The organism is Streptosporangium sp. NPDC049376, assembly GCF_044466505.1.
In the GTDB taxonomy this organism is placed as follows: Bacteria; Actinomycetota; Actinomycetes; order Streptosporangiales; family Streptosporangiaceae; genus Streptosporangium.
Genome location: NZ_JBITMT010000016.1, coordinates 52,104 through 70,229, shown reverse-complemented (window position 1 = coordinate 70,229; position 18,126 = coordinate 52,104). Strand labels below are relative to the sequence as shown.

The window sequence follows — 18,126 nt, the reverse complement described above, 5'->3', positions numbered from 1 at the left end:
CGACCGATTCGGATGGAGTGCGTGATGGCCGGAAACGACAAGAGCCCGAGGCCCACCGCGGGTGCGGCACAGATCAAGAGAAGAATCCGCATCCGCAGGCTCGACAAGATCGAGATGGCCGGTAACGTCGCCAGCAACTCCAGTGGCAACTGACACCTAGGGTTCCGGCCGGTCCGGTGTCTCCCGAGTGACGCCGGACCGGCCCAGTGAGGTCCTCCGGGGGAGGCCGTGCGGTTACCGAGAGTGAAGAAGGAGCACACCGCCTACCGGCTGGCGGACGGCAGAATCCGGATCGGCGGCCAGGTCTACGGGGTGGCGGAGGAGATCGAGGATCCGGACGGCCTGGTGTGGGAGGCGCTGCGGGCGATGGACGGCACCCGGAGCCCCGCCGAGATCGCCGGGCTCCTGACCGGCCTGCCCGCCGCCGAGGCGGCCGAGCTGGTCGGCGAACTGATCCGCTCCGGTCACGTCGAGGACGCGGGGGCGAGCGCGCCCGAGGAGCTGTCCCCCCGCGAAAGGGAGCGCTACAGCCGCAGCCACGCCTTCTTCCGCTGGGCCGACCTCACCCCGAGAGAGCACGGCTGGGAGGCTCAGCTGCGGCTGCGCCAGGCCCGGGTCCTCCTGATCGGCCTGGGCGGCACCGGGGCGACGGCGGCGCAGGCCCTGGTGGCCTCCGGCGTCGGGACCCTGCACTGCGTCGATCCCGACCTGGTCGAACTGTCGAACCTCAACCGGCAGGTCCTCTACTCCGAACGGGACGTGGGCAGGCCGAAGGCCGAGACCGCCCTGGAGCGGCTGCGCGCCCTCAACTCCGACGTGCGGATCACCGGCGAGCGGGCGCGGACCACCTCCCAGGAGGATCTGGCCCGGCTGATGGACGGCTACGACGTGGTGGCGCTGTGCGCCGACGAACCCGGCGGGCCCGGCGGGATCAGGGTGTGGACGAGCCGGGCGTGCGCGGCCGCCGGGCTGCCGTGGGTCGGCGGCGGCTACAACGGCCCCTTCGTGACGGTCGGCGTCTTCCTGCCCGGACACGGGCTCTGCTACGAGTGCGTCATCGAGGCGCAGGAACGGCACAGGAACCTCCAGACCCCGCTGCACACCGACTCCCTTGGCCTGTCCGTCGACCTCGGCGGCCCCGGCGTCACGGCCGCCTCCGCCGGGATCTCCGGTCATCTGGTCGCCAACGCGGTCGTCAGGACCATCACCCGCGTCCCCGAGATCCACGCGAACTTCATCCACGGCGTCAACCTGATCGCGCCCGACCAGCTCGTCTTCCGCGAGTACGGCGAGGCCGGAAGGTGCGACAGCTGCCGCGGGCCTCACAGCCTCCCGGACAGGTAGCGCTCGGCCAGCTCGCAGGTTCCCTCGGTGTAGGCGGCGCCGAGTTCGGCTGCGGTCTCCACGCCGGTGTGCGTGCCGATCCAGGCGACCAGCAGCAGACGGCGGAACATGACGAACGTCCAGACCTCCGCCTCGTCCCGCGCGGGCAGGGGGGTGACGGCGCGATAACCCCGCAGCCAGGCGTCGACCAGTTCGGGGACCCTGGGGTCGTGCTCGATGAAGCTGAGCGCCGCGGCCAGGTCGTAGAGGTACCACCCGAAACCGCAGTCGTCGAAGTCGATCACGCTGGGCTCCCCGCCACCGGTCACCAGCAGGTTGGCCAGGCGCAGATCCGCGTGGATCAGGCCGTAGCGCTCCGGGCCCCGGCCGAAGCGGCGCAGCCGTTCCCGCAGCCGCGCGTCGAGCCGCCCCAGTACGGCACGGGCCCGGTCGTCGACGCCCACCCCGTCCCGCCAGCGGCCCCAGCGCGACTCGACGCCCAGGGCCGCGTCGTGGTCCCAGTGGAAACGGGTGAACCAGGCGGGGGGCCGCCAGGCGCGCGCGTGCCGGTGCATCCGCGCGGTGAGCGCGCCCAGCCGCTCGAACCCGGCCACCAGGGCGTCGTCCTGGGGCGGTTCTGCGCCCGGCAGGAACTCGAACATCACGCAGTCGCGGGGCTGCGCGCCGGGAACGGTCAGCACCCGCCGTCCCCCGGGCGTGGGAATCACCTCGGGGGTCCTGACCCCGGCCTCACGTCTGAGCGCCTCCAGCCACGCCAGCTCCGACATGATGGCCGGGGCCGAGTGGTAGCCGAGCCGGTGCACCCGCAGGATCCGGCGTTCCCCGGTCACCGGGTCGTCGATCCGGTAGGTGGCGTTCTCCGACACGTTGATCAGCGTGACCTCGGCGTCCGGCAGGCCGTACAGGCGGGCCGCCTCACGGGCGACGCCGTGCACCCGGGCCAGCACCGCCTCTCCGGCGGACAGGTCGTGGGCCCGCATGTTCCTAGGAGCGCAGGTAGGCCAGGACGGCCAGGACGCGGCGATGCTGGTCGCCGTCCTCGGCGTAGAGGCCGAGCTTGGCGAAGATGCTGCGGATGTGCTTCTCGACCGCGCCGTCACTGATCACCAGCTGACGTCCGATGGCCGGGTTCGACCTGCCCTCCGCCATCAGGCCGAGTACCTCGCGCTCTCTCGGGGTGAGCTGGGCGAGCGGGTCGTCGCGGCGGCGCCGTACCATCAGCTGCGCCACCACCTGCGGGTCGAAGACGGTGCCCCCGGTCGCGACCGCGCGCAGGCCCGCCATGAAGTCGTCGACGTCGACGACCCGGTCCTTGAGCAGATAGCCGACCGCGCCCCTGGCGTCGGCGAGCAGGTCGTCGGCATAGGAGACCTCCACGTACTGGGACAGGATCAGCACCGGCGCGCCCGGCACCCGCCTGCGCGCCTCGACGGCCGCCCGCAGGCCCTCGTCGGTGAAGCTCGGAGGCATCCTGACGTCCACGACCGAGACGTCGGGCCTGTGCTCGGCGACGGCCTCGATCAGCCGGTCACCGTCGCCGACGGCCGCCACCACCTCGCATCCGAACTCCTCAAGCAGCCTGATCAGGCCCTCCCTGATCAGGACTGCGTCGTCGGCCACGACTACCCGCACGGAACCTCCGCCACGATCACCGTCGGCCCGCCCAGCGGTGAGTCGACCGCGAGTGTCCCGTCGACCGCCTTGAGACGGTCGGTCAGGCCGGACAGGCCATGTCCCTTGGCGGTGTGCGCACCGCCGACCCCATCATCCCCGATGGTCAGCATGAGGACGCCACCGGCCTTGCTCAGCGTCACCGTGCAGACGTTCGCGTGGCTGTGCTTGGCCACGTTGGTCAGGGACTCGGCGACCACGAAGTAGACGGTGTTCTCGATGGCGGCGGCGAAGCGGCCGGTGATCTGGATGTCGAGCTCGACCGGGATCGTGCAGCGGCCGGCCAGCGCGGCGAGGGCGGGGGCCAGTCCCCGGTCGGTGAGGATGGGGGGCGCGATGCCCCGGGAGAGGGCCCGCAGCTCGTCCAGGGTCTCCCTGGTCGAGGTGATGGCCTGGCTGAGCATCTCCTCGACCGCCTGCGGGTCGCGCTTGAGCTGGCGCTGGGCCCGGGACAGGTCCATGGCCAGGGAGACCAGGCGCTGCTGCGGCCCGTCGTGGATGTCGCGTTCGAGACGGCGCAGCGCGTTCGCCTCGGCGGAGACCGCGGCCGCCCGGCCCTGGGCCAGGTCGTCGATGCGCTCGTGCAGTTCGGCGACGCCGGTCAGCATGGCGCGGCCGAGGCCCGCCCGCACCAGCGCGGCGCCGTGCAGCATCAACGGCAGGGTGACGGCGAACAGCACCCCGATGGCGGTGTTGAACGCCACCTCGACCACGGCGCTGTCGCCGAACCCGAGCAGTTCGGCGAGTCCGTGGTTGTCCGGCATCCTGGCGATGGCCCATCCGTAGATCGGGTAGGTCAGCCCCAGGATCGTGCCCGCCCACCAGACGACCGCGACGACGAAGGTCAGGATGGCCAGCGGGAGGGACACGATGCCGTAGAGCAGGTCGAGCCACGACTGCCCGCTGGTCAGCGGGTTCACCATGCGGCGGAACGCTCCGGCGCGCTCCGGTGCCGGCCGGTAACGCGGCCTGGGCACGGGACGGCCGAGTATCTCGGGCAGCATCCGCCGCTCCACATCGGCCATGCCACGCGCCATCATGAGCGTTCCCGCCAGAATCGGCAGACCGACCCAGACGACCACCGTTCCGACGCCCGCGGAGAAACCCACCACCGCCAGGACGAAGAAGACGAGGGAAAGCGGGAACCCGGCGATCAGATATCGGGTGTCGGAGCCGATGCGGCGCAAGACGGTTCTCATGCCGCCAACCGTATGAGCGCCGTAGCGGTCCTTCGACCCTGCGTGCCGGTGTCAAGAGGTGGGGTTTTCCCTACCCCGGGCAGGGGGGTGACGGCGAGGTCAAGACGGATGCGTGCGTTACTGCGCCGGCACGGGGCCGCGCGGGAGGGTCGTCTCACCGGCCCCTCCCCGAGTTCTCCCGAGAATCGAGACCCCCGTGACCCTCATCGCCCCCCGTTCGACGGCCCGCTCCGCACCGCCTCCTCCGGGACGTGACCCTTTTCTGGACGTCCTGCGTGTGTTCGGCATGGCCCTGGTCGTGCTCCAGCACTGGAGCATGCCGGTGCTCTCGTTCGCCGAGGGCCGGATCACCACGGGGAACGCGCTGGCGACGGGCTGGGCGTGGGCGATCACCTGGATCAGCCAGGTGATGCCGCTGGTGTTCTTCGCCGGGGGCGCGGCCAACGCGATCAGCTGGCGCGCGGCCGTACGGCGTGGGGAGACGATCCCGGTCTGGCTGGCGGCGCGGCTGCGCAGGCTGGCCCTGCCCGTTGTGCCGCTGGCCGCGGTCTGGATCCCGCTGCCGCACCTGCTGCTCGCCCTGGGCGTTCCGCAGCAGCCGGTGGTCACGGCCGCGCGGCTGGCCGGGCAGTTGCTGTGGTTCCTGGCGGTCTACCTGGTCGTGGTCGCGCTGACCCCGCGGATGCTCAGGCTCAACATGGTGTACGGCTGGCGCGTGCCCGTGGCCCTGTCCGCCGGGGCCGTGGTGGTCGACGTCGCGCGTTTCACCAGCGGGCTTGAGGTGATCGGGTTCGTCAACGTCGGACTGGTCTGGCTGGCCGTGCACCAGCTCGGTTTCCTCTACGCCGACGGGCGCCTTGGCCGCCCCTGGCTGCTGGCACTCGCCGGGTACGGCACGGCGGCCGCCCTGGTGGCCTTCGGCCCGTACCCGGGCAGCATGATCGGGATGCCGGGGGCGGCCGTCTCGAACATGGCGCCGCCGACGATCGCGCTGCTGGCGGTCGGCGTCGGCCAGATCGGGCTCGCCGCCGCGCTGCGCCCGTGGATCACGGAGTTCGCGGGATGGCCGGGGGTCGCCAGGGCGCTGCGCTGGGCCGGTTCCAGGATGATGACCGTCTACCTGTGGCACATGAGCGCGTTGTTCGTGGTGGCCGCGGTGGTCGTGGTGGGTCTCGGTGTCTCGACGCCGGAGCCGGGGACGTCCGCGTGGCTGTCCGGATGGCCGCACTGGCTGCTCGTGCTCGTCCTGGCGCTGTGGCCGCTGCTGCGGGGGTTCGCCAGGTTCGAGGCGGCCGGCGCGGCCTCGCCGTACCGGGGCGGGACGGCCAGGATCGTGGTGGCCGGGGCGCTGACCGGGGCGGGGCTGCTGATCTTCACCGTGATGGGCTTCGTTCCCGGGCCGGTGCCGATGGTGGGGACGGGCATGCTGGTGACGGGCTTGTTGCTCGGCCACTCCCCGGTTTCAACACCCCGTCAAATCCCGATTTATCGTGATTAAGTGGGGCGGTTCCGGCGCGTGGTGGCCGCCGGGCCGGTCCGACCACCTCCAGTTCTTCGGCAGTATTGAACCGTGAGCCTTGTAGATCGCCTGCCAGAAGAGATCGACGCCGACCCCGACACCATCTTCGACGCCTTCGTCGAGTGGAACGCCGAGCGTGGGCTCACCCTCTATCCCGCCCAGGAGGAGGCGCTGATAGAGGTCGTCTCGGGCAACAACCTGATCCTGTCGACCCCGACCGGCTCGGGAAAGAGCCTGGTCGCGGCCGGAGCGCACTTCGTCGCGCTCACCCGGGACGTGCGCACCTTCTACACCGCGCCGATCAAGGCCCTGGTCTCGGAGAAGTTCTTCGACCTGTGCGCGATCTTCGGCACCGAGAACGTCGGCATGATGACCGGGGACGCCAGCGTGAACCCCGGCGCCCCCGTCATCTGCTGCACCGCGGAGATCCTCGCCAACGTCGCGCTGCGCGACGGCGCCCAGGCCGACATCGGCCAGGTCGTGATGGACGAGTTCCACTTCTACGCCGAACCCGACCGGGGCTGGGCCTGGCAGGTGCCGCTGATCGAACTGCCGAATGTGCAGTTCATCCTGATGTCGGCGACGCTGGGCGACGTCACCAGGTTCGAGGCCGACCTCACCCGCCGCACCGGCAGGCCGACCGCGGTCGTCAAGCACGCCGAGCGCCCGGTGCCCCTGGTCTACTCCTACCGGCTCACCCCCCTCCACGAGACCCTGGAGGAGATGCTCACCACCAACCAGTACCCGGTCTACGTCGTCCACTTCACCCAGGCCGCGGCCATGGAGCGGGCACAGGCCCTGATGAGCATCAACATGTCGACCAAGGCGGAGAAGGAGGCCATCTCCGCCATGATCGGCAACTTCCGGTTCACCACGCGCTTCGGCCGCGCCCTGTCCCGTCTCGTACGGCACGGCATCGGCGTGCACCACGCGGGAATGCTGCCCAAGTACCGCAGACTGGTCGAACGGCTCGCCCAGGCGGGCCTGCTGAAGGTCATCTGCGGCACCGACACCCTCGGCGTCGGCGTCAACGTGCCGATCAGGACGGTGCTGTTCACCGCGCTGAGCAAATACGACGGCAACAAGGTACGGCGGCTGCGCGCCCGCGAGTTCCACCAGATCGCCGGACGCGCGGGCCGGGCGGGCTTCGACACCATCGGCTACGTCGCCTGCCAGGCCCCGGAACACGTCATCGAGAACGAACGGGCCCTGGCCAAGATCGGCGACGACCCCAAGCGGCGGCGCGGCTACTCCCGCAAGAAGCCGCCGGAGGGCTTCGTCGGCTGGAGCGAGGAGACCTTCGAGAAGTTGCAGACCGCCGAACCCGAACCGCTGACCTCCCGGTTCAAGGTCAGCAACGCGATGCTCCTGGCGGTGATCAACCGGCCGGGCGACTGCTACGCCGCGATGAAACACCTGCTCACCGACAACCACGAGGACCGCAAACTGCAGCGGCGGCACATCAGCCAGGCCATCGCGATCTACCGCTCCCTGCTGGCCGGCGGCGTGGTCGAGAAGCTTCCCGAGGCCGACGAACAGGGCAGGATGGCCCGGCTCACCGTCGACCTGCAGGAGGACTTCGCACTCAACCAGGCGCTGTCCACCTTCGCCCTCGCCAGCCTCGAACTGCTGGACATGGAGTCGCCCTCCTACGCCCTGGACATGGTCTCGATCATCGAGTCCATCCTCGACGACCCGAGGCAGATCCTGTCCGCCCAGCTCAACAAGGCCAGGGGGGAGGCCGTCGCGCAGATGAAGGCCGACGGCGTCGAGTACGAGGAGCGGATGGAGCTCCTCAACGAGGTCACCTACCCGATGCCGCTCGCCGACCTGCTGCTGGGCGCCTACGAGACCTACCGCCGCGGTCACCCCTGGGTCGGCGACTACACCGTCAGCCCGAAGTCGGTCGTCAGGGACATGTACGAACGGGCGATGACCTTCGCCGACTACGTCCAGTTCTACGAGCTGGCCAGGTCGGAGGGCACCGTACTGCGCTATCTCGCCGACGCCTACCGCACCCTGTCACGGACCATCCCCGAGCACCTCAAGACCGAGGACCTCATCGACCTCATCGAATGGCTCGGCGAACTGGTCCGGCAGGTCGACTCCAGTCTCCTGGACGAGTGGGAGCAGCTGCAGAACCCCTCCGGCGAGATCGAGGCGCCCTCCCTTGAGGAGAAGACCAAGCCCGTCACCGCCAACAGCCGCGCCTTCCGGGTGCTGGTGCGCAACGCGATGTTCCGGCTGGTCGAGCTGGCCGCCGTGGAGAGGGAGGAGGAACTGGCCGAGCTGGCCCCCGACGTCGACTGGGGAGCCGCGCTCGACGCCTACTACGACGACCACGACGAGATCGGCACCGGCCCCGACGCCCGTGGCCCCGGCCTGCTCCGCATCGAGGAGGAGAAGGAGTTCTGGCGGGTCCGCCAGGTCATCGCCGACCCGGCGGGCGACGGCGACTGGGGCATCGACGCCCAGGTCGACCTGGGCGCCTCCGACGAGGAGGGCCGCGCTGTCGTGCATGTGATCGGCCTGAATCGGTTGTAACGGGGTTCTCAGTCGTCCACGAGGTCCGGGGACAGGGGGACCAGGCCCAGGCGGCGCTCGTGGTCGGCGGCCAGGGAGCGGGGAGCGGTCAGGCACCAGGCCTCGGTGACCACCTCGGTCAGCTCCTCGGGGTCGGCCAGCGACAGGCGGATCTCGACCCAGCCGAACTGACCGCTGGTCCACGACCGGCCGTAGACCTCCGGACTCTCGCCGACCATCGCCGCCTGCTCGGCCAGGGTCGCCTTGAGCTGCGCGCTCTGCTTGGCCTCCGACAGGTAGCCGAAGCCCTTGCCCCTCACCCTGAGCCCGACCCACTCCTCACTGTGCTGGACCAGCTCGACCTCCGGCAGCGAGGACGCGATCCGCAGGAACTCATCAGGGCTCACTCCGCGACTGTGCATGGTGCAGAACTACCAGAGGGGACCGACAAGAATGGGGGCATGAGCGACGAGGCGATCAGGCAGGTGCTCGGCCTGCTCTACCAGGAGGACACGCTGCGAGTGTTCTCCACCCTGGTCCTGGGAGGCGCCCCCGAGGAGGCCGGGCCCGACAGGCAGGTCGTGCGGCGGGCGCTGGACAGGCTGGAGCGTGGCGGGCTTGCCGTACGGGACGAGAAGGGGAACTGGGAGGCGCGGCGGGAACGGTTCCGTGAGCTGCTGCACGCCTCGGCCAAGCCCGCCGAGCCCGCGGTCTCGGCTGAGGAGAGGATTCTGCGGTCCTTCCTCGTCGAGGGACGGCTCAGGGCGATCCCCAGCAAACGGGACAAGCAGCTGGTCGTGCTGAACTACATCGTCCAGGTCTTCGAACCCGGGGTCCGCTACCCGGAGAAGGACGTGGACGTCACGCTGCGCGCCTTCCACGACGACTACGCGGCGCTGCGCCGCTATCTGGTGGACGAGGGGCTGCTGAGCCGGGAGAACAACGTCTACTGGCGCAGCGGCGGCCCGGTCGACACGGTCGGCTGACCGGGCCTGGGCCGTGGGCTCCGGTCAGCCGCCCGAGACCTCCAGCTCGGCGTCCGGGACGACGATCTCGTAGGGGTCGTCCAACCAGCCGGCGGGCAGGTGGACGCGCTCACGCGGATGGGTCTTGCCGCGCGGGGTGTCGGCGCCCTCGGGCCAGGACTGGCCGGGGTCCAACTCGGCCAGCCCCCGCCTGAGATCGTCCAGGGTCTCCGCGGTGGCCAGGCGGCGGCGCAGGTCGGCGCCGACCACGAAGCCCTTGAGGTACCAGCCGACGTGTTTGCGGAAGTCGGCGACGGCGTGCTGCTCGCTGCCGAAGCACTCGGCGAGCAGCGTCGCGTGCCGGTCCATCGTCGCGGCGACCTGTCCCAGCGTCGGCCTGGCCAGCTCGGCGCCACCGGCGCACGCCGCCGCCAGGTCGGCGAACAGCCAGGGACGCCCCAGACAGCCCCGGCCGACGACGACACCGTCGCAGCCCGTCCGCGCCATCATCCGCATCGCGTCCTCGGCGCTCCAGATGTCGCCGTTGCCGAGCACCGGGATCTCGGTCACCGCCTCCTTCAGCCGCGCGATGGAGTCCCAGTCGGCCGTGCCGCCGTAGTGCTGCACCGCCGTACGGCCGTGCAGGGCGACCGCGGCGATCCCCTCCTCGACGGCGATGCGCCCGGCGTCCAGGTAGGTGAGGTGGTCGTCGTCGATGCCCTTGCGCATCTTCATCGTCACCGGCAGCGTCCCCGCGTTGCGCACGGCCTCACGCAGAATGGCCCGCAGCAGGTTCCGCTTGTACGGCAGCGCCGACCCGCCGCCTCGCCGGGTCACCTTGGGCACCGGGCAGCCGAAGTTGAGGTCGACGTGGTCGGCCAGGTCCTCCTCCGCGACCATGCGGACCGCCCTGCCCACGGTCGCCGGATCGACCCCGTAGAGCTGAAGGCTGCGCGGACTCTCGCCGGGGCCGAAGCGGATCATCTTGAGCGTCTTGGCGTTGCGCTCGACCAGCGCCCTGGTAGTGATCATCTCGCAGACGAACAGCCCCCCGCCCTGCTCCCGGCACAGCGTGCGGAACGGCGCGTTGGTGATGCCCGCCATGGGGGCGAGGACCACCGGAGGCCAGACCTCGAGCGACCCCAGTTTCAACGACTCCACCTGGTGTTTCTACCGCACTGAGCCCGATGGGACGAATTCCGCCTGGACAGGGCGGACCCACTCCGACAGTGGCCGACGGTGGAGGACAGGACGCTCCTGCGGCCGCGGATCACCTGCCCGCCGTCGAGCGTGGTTTCGCCGCGTCTCCGCGGCCCCGGCTGACCGCGGTTACGCAAGCACTCGGAAAACCCGCTAGAGTTCTCTCGTTGCCGCAGGGAAAACACCCGGCGAAAACACGCGGAAGTGGCTCAGTGGTAGAGCATCACCTTGCCAAGGTGAGGGTCGCGGGTTCGAATCCCGTCTTCCGCTCGAAGGGTCTTCGGGCTCTCACTCCGGTGGAGTGGCCGAGAGGCGAGGCAACGGCCTGCAAAGCCGTGTACACGGGTTCAAATCCCGTCTCCACCTCTGGTTCTTCAACGAGGACGATTAGCTCAGCGGGAGAGCGCTTCCCTGACACGGAAGAGGTCACAGGTTCAATCCCTGTATCGTCCACCAGAATTCACCGCCAGGCCCGGCCTGGTCGGCGGACAGACAAAGCTCCAGCTCACGGCGCGTGCCGAGAGTCTGGGGCTTTTGTCGTTTCCGGCCGATCCCCTCGCCGGTGCCGATGTTCGTCCCGTCATCCGGCTCTCCTCCCACGAAGGACTGCGACGATCCGGAGATCAAGGCCTGGCTGCTGCGGTACGGCTTCCGCAACGACATCATGAACGAGTACCTGGCCCACCTCGCGGCCACGACCGGTGACCTGTACTCGGAACTCCTCGAAGCGGAGGTCGACGACGCCCTGCTCGACGGCGCGGGGGACATACTGACCGCCCTGGCACAGGGCGGGCCGGCCGAGGACATGGACGACTACCCCGACGCCCTGCCCGTCATTCGCCGCTTCGCCGAACTCCTCGCCACCCGGCAGGCCACTCTCGGCAGGCTGAACAGCCTGCTCAGCGTCCTGGCCTTCCTCCGCACGTCTCCGGGCGACTCCCCCTGGGCCGCCTTGCTCCGCCGCTACGAGGAGCTCGCCGCCGAACCTCCGTGGAGCGACACGGTGCTGGCGCATCTGGGCGACCCGTACCGCGCCGACTTCGGCGACGCGCTGTGGGCGGCCGGACGGCTACGGCTGTCCGTCATCCCGCAGATCATCGACCACCTGGAGATCGAACCGCTGGACGAGTTCACCTGGTACCGGGCCGTCCGCCTCGCCTCCCCACCGCAGGCCGAACGGCTCAGCCGCCTGGCCGAGCGGCTCCTCCCCCTGCCCGGCCTGGCGAACGGGCCCGGCGAACATCACGGGTTCGGCGACGAGTACGGGCCGGACCAGTCTCTGGAAGCCGTCGTGAGCGGGCTGGACGCCTTTCCCGGTACCGGGTTGCCGCTGATCGACGTGGCGCTGCGCAACCGGATCACCCGGATCCGGCGCTCCGCCCTGGCCGCCCTGTCCGCCTGGCCCGAGGAGGCCGTACCCGATCAGGCCCGGGACTGGGTACGGCGGGCCTCGGCCGTCGAGCCGGACGAGGGCACCCGCACCGAGATGCTCGCCTTCCTCCGGGACCGGTGACCGGACGAACGCCGGGGCGGGCGAGCGCGAAAACGTGTTGGCCCGCCCCGCGCGGACGCGTGAGAATCCATGGGAAACGGTGAAGGCCGCCCGCCCGGAGCACGGGTGCGGCGTCCTGGAAAGGCTGTGATGGACGAACGGCGGACGGTGCGGATCTCCAAGTATCTCGCCAAGCACCTGCGGCACCGGCCCGAGCGGATCGGGATCACCCTCGACGCCGGTGGCTGGGTCGAGGTCGACACGCTCCTGACGGCCGCCGCCGCGCACGGCTTCCCCTTCTCCCCGGCCGAGCTGGAACAGGTCGTCGCCGACAACGACAAGCGGAGATACGTCATCGAGGACGGCCGCATCCGGGCCAACCAGGGCCACTCCGTCGCCGTCGACCTCGGCCTTCCCGTGGCGGAGCCGCCCGCGACCCTCTACCACGGCACGGTCGCGCGCAACCTGGCCGCGATCCGCGCCGAGGGGTTGCGGCCGATGAACCGCCACCACGTGCACCTCTCCCCCGACCGGGAGACCGCGACCCGGGTCGGATCCCGCAGGGGTGTCCCGGTCGTCCTCGTCGTGGACGCCGCGGCGATGCGGGCCGCGGGTCACGAGTTCCGGATCAGCGCCAACGGCGTCTGGCTCACCGACCACGTTCCCCCGTCGTTCCTGCGCCTTCCCGGATGACGCGCTCTTCCCGGACGGGGCAGCGGATGCGGATCAGCCGGGTACGGCTCGGCCGCGACGAGTACCGGGTGCTGTGGCCCGACCGGCCACCACGACGGGCCTTCCTCTTCGACGACGGAGGCTGGGCCCTGGCCATGTATGTGGACGGTGAGGCGGCGGCCGTACTGGCCGTGGCGTGGGGGCTGGCCGCGCGTTCCCGTCACTCGCTGGTCCACCTGCCCATGCGGGCCAACCTCCCGCCGGAGGAACCGGCTCCTGACTCCGGTGTGGAGCCCCTGGACCTGGTGCTCGTCCACCACTCCATGCGGTTCCCCCCGTCGCGCTGGCCCGCCGTACGGGCCAGGCTGGGGACGGGACGTCCGCACACCGTGTCGCTTCCCGGGGACGTCTTCCCCGACGCGGGCATGATCGACCACGACCGGGTCGCCCACCGGGAGTATCACGACCATCTCCACTTCGCCGTGGCCGCCAGGACGCTTTTCGTCGTCGGCGGTCCAGAGGCGTTCCTGCGCACGGGCGCCACCATGATCCGTCCGCTGGTCACCGAGGCCCCCGCCCATCTGGCGGAGCGGCCGGACGGCCACTTCTGCGCGGAGATCGACTTCGGCCGGCGGAGACGTTCGGGCAGATTGCACGTCGAATATCGGCCGACCTGGGCCCTCTGATCGCGCGCCGGGAATTGTCGGTCGCCTCTGCGATGCTGTGCGCGATCCGAAGGGGGCGCCTTCCCGCAGTGGTGGTCTCCGGAGGACACGTCCTTGATCCTCCTCCTCAGGAAGCACGCCATGATCACCACTGACCACGTCCCCGGCGCCCCCGGCTGGATCGACCTGGGTTCGCCCGACGTCGCGGCCTCGGCCGCCTTCTACGGCTCCCTGTTCGGCTGGAGTTTCCAGGCCGCCGGTCCCGAGGCCGGAGACTACGGTTTCCTCCAGCTCGACGGCAGGACCGTCGCCGCAGTCGGGCCGCTCGACGCGGGGGCGACCTCCGCCTGGACCCTCTACTTCGGCACCGACGACGCCGATGCCACGGCCAAGGCCGTCGAGCAGGCGGGCGGCACGGTGCGCTTCGGTCCCCACGACGTCTTCGGCGAGGGCCGGATGGCCGGTTTCACCGACCCCGAGGGGGCCGAGTTCGCCGTCTGGCAGCCCATCGCGACCACGGGTTTCGACCTGGCCACCGTCCCCGGCTCCCTGACCTGGACCGAACTGTACGTCCCGAACCCCGACGCCGCCCGCTCCTTCTACCAGGCGGTCTTCGGATGGCGGGCCCAGGAGACTCCGTTCGGCGACATGACCTACGTCGTGGTCTCCCCCGCCGAGGGGGAGAACGCCGACCAGGGCGGGCTCATGCCGCTTCAGGAGGGTGGCAGGCCGCACTGGCTGCCCTACTTCGAGGTCGCCTCCTGTGAGGCGACCGTGGCCCTGGCCGAGCAGCTCGGCGGGGCCGTCCACGTGCCCGCCTCGGACGTGCCCGGCGTCGGCTGCTTCGCCGTGCTCGCCGACCACCACGGCGCCCTGTTCGCCGTCATCACCAGCACCACCGCCTGAGGCCCCCGAACCGCCCGGCCGTTTCACCGGACGGCCGGGCTCCGGGCTGCTCTCGACCAGGACAGAGCCTTGGCACACAGCCGTTCGCCGGGGGGGGGCGGCCCAATGACGGTCGGAGAAGAGGTCAGGAGCCAGACGAGGGCTCCGGCTTGTTCTTGCCCTTGTACGGGGTGATGACGACGGTGCCCCCGATCCCTTGGTAACCCTTGTCGGCCGGGGTGAGAATCCCCGCCTTCTCCGGTTCGCACGGAATGCCCCATGCTCTGGCGGCGGTCAGGTCGTGGGTCTTGCCCGGCATCGCGCCGGACGTCCACAGGATCGCCCCATCCGGAGCTGCGATGACCTGCACGTTCATCCCGTGCATCCGATGCCTGCCGGAGAAGTGGGGCGGTCGGCCCGAACGCGGCCGGTGGGGATGAGCGTCCCGTCCAGGATCATGTGGGTCGGCCCGGCCTTCTTCGCCTTCCGCAACGCCGGTGTGAGCTTGGGTGAGCGGGCTGACAGCAGCGTGACGGTCTCCTCCACGTACCGCCAGGCCGTCGTCGCCGACCCCCCGAAGCCGGCGCTGATCTCGGTGAACGTCTCGTCCTTGCGCGGATAGACCAGCACCAGCAGGGCCTGCCGGCCGGGGTTGAGCAGCCGCCACGTCGACCCGATCGCCTTGCGACGACGGCGGATCAGCCCGGCAACGTAGTTCAGTGTTGAACGCGACAAATCGACGGCAGCGCGATAGAAGAGCACGCAGAGACCTCTGGTTCGGACGCGGTGATTGTGGTGATCAACCCGTCTAACAGGGGTTTCTCTATGTCACACGCCGAATCCGCAACTCGCGATCATGCTGTGACCAGCGGCCCAGCGCCAGAAGATGAAAAAGGCTCACTAAACCGATAATTCATCTCACAAGCCTCATTATCTATCTTGGCGGAGATCTGGAAATCCCCAGGCGTATACGACCGACGAGAAGAACGGACGGATTCGTTCGCGGCACCCCGCAGGTGGAATCGTCACCTTATTGACGTTCGCGGCCCGCCACGAGGGTCTCGAAGGCCCGCGTGAGCGCCAGGCCGTAGCCGTACTCGACAGCCGGGATCACCTCGGTCACGAGGGCCGGAGAGCGCGCCGGTCCCCCAGAGCCACGGAAGGGCGGCCGGCGGCCGGGCCCGGTAGGACGCGGTGGAGAAAGTCGATTTCGCCCTGTCCGTAAAGCCTGCGGGGCATCGAGGGGACGTCTGCCGCGGAGTGCTCATCCCCGGAATCGCGGGGCCTGCCGCCGCGCCGTCGTCATGCCCCGCCGGGAGCCCGTGACGCGGACCGACGCCGTGGAGGTTCGCCCTGGCGGCGGCGCGCGGCGGGTGACCCTGAAGGCTTCGGCAGTGAACAGGGGTGCCTGAAGCCTCACAACCGCCATCTTTTGTGGGAAATATCGGACTCTTCGTGGATTTTGTGAGTTTTTATCTTACGATCACTGTCTGGGGACCCCTGCCCGGCGGCGGGAAAAGTGAGCCCTCCTCGCCGGGCGCAGCACCGAAACACGTTTCCGCAGGACTGAAACCTGAAGTCCCTACGCAGAAAGGATTTCGATGACTGTTCGTTCCGGTATGCACCGGAGTGACGCACTTACGTCCCCTTTCGCCGCTCCGAGGTTTTCCGTGGCGATTCAGCAGGGGGCTCGCACGTGAGACCCGAGTTCCATCTGACCCTGCCCGCAGAGGACGGCACGAGCACCTTTCCCACGTTGCCGGGGTTCGTCACCGACGTACGGCCCAGCGCGGCGGGGCCGTACGAGCGGTTGGCCAGGATCGGCAGGGCGGCCGAGCTGGCCGGGCTGGGCGGGGTACTGGCGCCCTTCGACCCCGCAGGACAGGACTCGCTGATCGTGGCCGGAGGGCTGCTGCGCGGTTCCCGGCACATGCGGGTCTCGGCGGAGTTCCACGCGGGAATCGCGACCCCGGTGTACGCGGCCAAGCTGTCGGCGTCGCTGCAACGCTTCTCCGGCGACCGTCTCGACTGGCGGCTGGCCGTCGACCTCGACCCCCGGGTGGCCCGCTCCCAGGGAGACTTCGTCGAGGGCACGGAACGTTACGCCCGCGCCGAGGAGTTCCTCACCGTGGCCAGGGGGGTGTGGCACGAGGAGGACTACGGTTTCGCCGGGCGTTTCTACGAGGTGCTCGGCGGAGGCCTGCTGTTCCCCCTCTCCGGCCGGGAGTTCCCCCGCGTCCAGCTCTCCGGCACCTCCGCCGAGGCGATGTCACTGTCCGCCCGCCACGCCGACCTGCACGTCTTCGGCCCCGAGGACGACCTGGACCCCGCGATCGCCGAACTGCAGGCACTCGCCGCCCAGTTCGGCCGCGACCTGGCGTACGGCCTGCGCCTGCCTGTGCTGGCCAGGGAGGACGACGACGAGGCGCGCAGGGACGCCCTGCGGCTGTGGCTCCTGCGCTCGGGAACACGGGAGACCTTCCCCGAGCCGGAACGCGGTACGAGACTGTGGCACGGCTTCGGGGGTGCCGGCCTGGTCGGGTCCTACGAGAACGTCGCCGCGGCGATCCGCGGCTACCTCGACAGGGGTGTCTCCGCGTTCTTCCTGGAGGTGGAACCGCACCTGGAGGAGACCTACCGGCTGGGAGAACACCTGCTCCCGCTGTTGGCTAAGGAGATCCATAATGCCGGTTGACTTCTACTGGCGAATGGCCATGGAGGGCGACCAGCCGTCGCTGCGCAGGAAGGGGACCGCGAGCCGGGGCGGTTTCGCCCCCGGCGCGGTCGGCGGGCTGGCGCCCGGCCTCAGGCACGGCAAGCCCGACGGCTACAGTCACGTCGACTATCTGGCGGAGGTGGCCAAGGCGACGGAGGCGTCCGGTTTCGTCGGGGCGTTGCTGCCCTCCTTTCCGCACACCGACGACCCGTGGGCCGCCGCGGCGGCGCTCGCCAGGGAGACCAGCACCTACCGGTTCATGATCGCCTTCCAGCCCGGGTTCCTGCACCCGGTTCAGGCGGCGCGGATGACCGCGAGCCTGCAGCTGGCCACCGGCGGGCGGGCGGTCTACAACGTCATCTCGGGCGGTGGCGGCCCGCAGCAGCTGTGGTGGGGGGACAGGGTCGAGCACGACGACCGCTACGCCCGCACCTCGGAGTTCCTCGACGTGCTCAGGGGGGTCTGGTACGCCGCCGACCACTCCTACGACCACGAGGGCCGCTTCTACCGGGTGCGGGGTGGCGGCCTGCCCCCGGCGCTGGCCGGGCAGCCGTTCCCCGAGGTCTTCTTCACCGGCTCGTCGAAGGCGGCGATCGCCGCGGCGGGCAGGCACGCCGACTACTACCTTTCCTGGCTGGAGCCCCCGGCCGCGCTGGCCGCCAAGTTCGAGCAGGTGCGCGAGCACAGTGTGGGCGTCGGCCGTGCCCCGAGGTTCGCCGTACGGCTCGACGTGCTGGCCAGGGAGACCGAGGAGGAGGCCTGGCAGGAGGTCGAGCGCGGCTGGTCGCGGCCCGGCCCCGCCGCGACCCCGGCCTATGTCGGGCTGGGCGACTCCGTCGGCTGGCAGCGGGGTCAGGACATCGGCTCCGGCGGGAACGGCGCGCGGGGCGGTTACCGCGCGCTTGAGATCTCACCCAACGTGTGGGGCGGGTTCCACGTGCTGCGCGCGGGCCCCGCCTTCGGGCTGGTCGGTGACTACCGGCAGGTGGCGGCGCGGCTCGACGAGCTGATCGGGCTCGGCGTCGAGGCGTTCGTCCTGGGCGGGGTGCCTCACCTTGAGGAGGCCTACCGGGTCGGGGCGCACGTCCTGCCGCTGCTGCGCGGCGCCGTCGTACGATAGCCCGGAAGGTGTGACCGGGGCGGGGGCCTGGTCCTCCGGCGCCGGGGAAGATCCCAATCCCCTACGCCCGGAAATATCGGTTCGCCTCTCCCTTTAATTAACCCTGCCTTTCTAAAGTGTGAACAAATAATTGCCTCGGTGATCGACGGGGCATC

General features: G+C 70.2%; 16 protein-coding genes, 3 tRNA genes and 1 pseudogene. 14 read left to right on the top strand and 6 right to left on the bottom strand.

All coding sequences use genetic code 11. The features are described 5' to 3' along the window. Window positions 1-24 precede the first annotated feature (24 nt). Both ACIBVQ_RS30925 and ACIBVQ_RS30920 read left to right on the top strand, forming a co-directional pair. Window positions 25-153: a hypothetical protein gene (locus tag ACIBVQ_RS30925; protein ID WP_352011646.1), complete on the top strand. Its 129-nt coding sequence runs from the start codon at window positions 25-27 to the stop codon at window positions 151-153. Between the two features lie 90 nt (window positions 154-243). Continuing rightward, on the top strand, window positions 244-1,344 hold the full coding sequence (locus tag ACIBVQ_RS30920) for a HesA/MoeB/ThiF family protein (protein ID WP_399181741.1): 1,101 nt from the start codon (window positions 244-246) through the stop codon (window positions 1,342-1,344). Here ACIBVQ_RS30920 and ACIBVQ_RS30915 read toward each other — a convergent pair. The 3 genes from ACIBVQ_RS30915 to ACIBVQ_RS30905 are packed head-to-tail and all read right to left on the bottom strand — an operon-like array spanning window position 1,323 to window position 4,214. After that, window positions 1,323-2,324, bottom strand: coding sequence for a phosphotransferase enzyme family protein (locus tag ACIBVQ_RS30915; RefSeq protein WP_399181739.1), 1,002 nt, complete (start codon window positions 2,322-2,324; stop codon window positions 1,323-1,325). The two genes, ACIBVQ_RS30920 and ACIBVQ_RS30915, sit on opposite strands and share 22 nt — an antisense overlap. A gap of 4 nt (window positions 2,325-2,328) precedes the next feature. Further along, a complete protein-coding gene (locus ACIBVQ_RS30910) occupies window positions 2,329-2,976 on the bottom strand; it encodes a response regulator transcription factor (protein WP_352011643.1) in 648 nt (215 codons plus the stop codon). Then, a complete protein-coding gene (locus ACIBVQ_RS30905; protein ID WP_352011642.1) occupies window positions 2,967-4,214 on the bottom strand; it encodes a sensor domain-containing protein in 1,248 nt (415 codons plus the stop codon). The genes ACIBVQ_RS30910 and ACIBVQ_RS30905 overlap by 10 nt, the downstream gene beginning before the upstream one ends. Before the next feature lie 196 nt (window positions 4,215-4,410). On the opposite strand from ACIBVQ_RS30905, the gene ACIBVQ_RS30900 reads away from it, so the two are divergent. Together ACIBVQ_RS30900 and ACIBVQ_RS30895 are read left to right on the top strand one after the other, a co-directional pair. Further along, window positions 4,411-5,712: an acyltransferase family protein gene (locus tag ACIBVQ_RS30900; protein ID WP_399181736.1), complete on the top strand. Its 1,302-nt coding sequence runs from the start codon at window positions 4,411-4,413 to the stop codon at window positions 5,710-5,712. Between the two features lie 72 nt (window positions 5,713-5,784). Next, window positions 5,785-8,277, top strand: a complete 2,493-nt coding sequence (locus tag ACIBVQ_RS30895; RefSeq protein WP_352011640.1) for a DUF3516 domain-containing protein — start codon at window positions 5,785-5,787, stop codon at window positions 8,275-8,277. Between the two features lie 8 nt (window positions 8,278-8,285). On the opposite strand, the gene ACIBVQ_RS30890 is transcribed toward ACIBVQ_RS30895, so the two are convergent. Beyond that, window positions 8,286-8,663, bottom strand: a complete 378-nt coding sequence (locus ACIBVQ_RS30890) for an MmcQ/YjbR family DNA-binding protein (RefSeq protein WP_352011639.1) — start codon at window positions 8,661-8,663, stop codon at window positions 8,286-8,288. Window positions 8,664-8,717: 54 nt separating this feature from the next. Between ACIBVQ_RS30890 and ACIBVQ_RS30885 the strand changes: the two genes are divergently transcribed. Further along, complete coding sequence (locus ACIBVQ_RS30885; protein WP_352011638.1) at window positions 8,718-9,242, top strand: DUF2087 domain-containing protein; 525 nt, start codon at window positions 8,718-8,720, stop codon at window positions 9,240-9,242. Window positions 9,243-9,266: 24 nt separating this feature from the next. On the opposite strand, the gene dusB is transcribed toward ACIBVQ_RS30885, so the two are convergent. Beyond that, window positions 9,267-10,382 (bottom strand): tRNA dihydrouridine synthase DusB, encoded by a 1,116-nt coding sequence (gene dusB / locus ACIBVQ_RS30880; RefSeq protein WP_362911445.1) that lies wholly within the window; start codon window positions 10,380-10,382, stop codon window positions 9,267-9,269. A gap of 237 nt (window positions 10,383-10,619) precedes the next feature. Between dusB and ACIBVQ_RS30875 the strand changes: the two genes are divergently transcribed. The 7 genes from ACIBVQ_RS30875 to ACIBVQ_RS30845 all read left to right on the top strand — a co-directional run bounded on the left by ACIBVQ_RS30875 (window position 10,620) and on the right by ACIBVQ_RS30845 (window position 14,156). Next, window positions 10,620-10,691: transfer RNA gene (locus ACIBVQ_RS30875), tRNA-Gly, on the top strand. A gap of 25 nt (window positions 10,692-10,716) precedes the next feature. Continuing rightward, window positions 10,717-10,787 (top strand) — tRNA-Cys (locus ACIBVQ_RS30870). A gap of 15 nt (window positions 10,788-10,802) precedes the next feature. Then, window positions 10,803-10,877, top strand: a tRNA-Val gene (locus ACIBVQ_RS30865). A 106-nt stretch (window positions 10,878-10,983) separates the two neighbouring features. After that, entirely contained in the window at window positions 10,984-11,934 is a 951-nt protein-coding gene (locus ACIBVQ_RS30860) for a hypothetical protein (protein WP_399181733.1), read from the top strand. Window positions 11,935-12,063: 129 nt separating this feature from the next. After that, complete coding sequence (locus tag ACIBVQ_RS30855; protein WP_352011635.1) at window positions 12,064-12,606, top strand: RNA 2'-phosphotransferase; 543 nt, start codon at window positions 12,064-12,066, stop codon at window positions 12,604-12,606. After that, on the top strand, window positions 12,603-13,271 hold the full coding sequence (locus tag ACIBVQ_RS30850) for a hypothetical protein (RefSeq protein ID WP_399181731.1): 669 nt from the start codon (window positions 12,603-12,605) through the stop codon (window positions 13,269-13,271). Before ACIBVQ_RS30855 ends, ACIBVQ_RS30850 begins: the two co-directional genes overlap by 4 nt. 120 nt (window positions 13,272-13,391) lie before the next feature. Further along, window positions 13,392-14,156 (top strand): VOC family protein, encoded by a 765-nt coding sequence (locus ACIBVQ_RS30845; RefSeq protein ID WP_386194689.1) that lies wholly within the window; start codon window positions 13,392-13,394, stop codon window positions 14,154-14,156. A 142-nt stretch (window positions 14,157-14,298) separates the two neighbouring features. On the opposite strand, the pseudogene ACIBVQ_RS30840 reads toward ACIBVQ_RS30845, so the two are convergent. After that, window positions 14,299-14,897 (bottom strand): annotated as a pseudogene (locus ACIBVQ_RS30840) (transposase family protein); the annotation flags it as partial. A 934-nt stretch (window positions 14,898-15,831) separates the two neighbouring features. On the opposite strand from ACIBVQ_RS30840, the gene ACIBVQ_RS30835 reads away from it, so the two are divergent. After that, on the top strand, window positions 15,832-16,830 hold the full coding sequence (locus ACIBVQ_RS30835) for an LLM class flavin-dependent oxidoreductase (protein WP_352011632.1): 999 nt from the start codon (window positions 15,832-15,834) through the stop codon (window positions 16,828-16,830). Continuing rightward, a complete protein-coding gene (locus ACIBVQ_RS30830) occupies window positions 16,820-17,971 on the top strand; it encodes an LLM class flavin-dependent oxidoreductase (protein WP_399181729.1) in 1,152 nt (383 codons plus the stop codon). The genes ACIBVQ_RS30835 and ACIBVQ_RS30830 overlap by 11 nt, the downstream gene beginning before the upstream one ends. The last annotated feature ends 155 nt before the right edge of the window (window positions 17,972-18,126 follow it).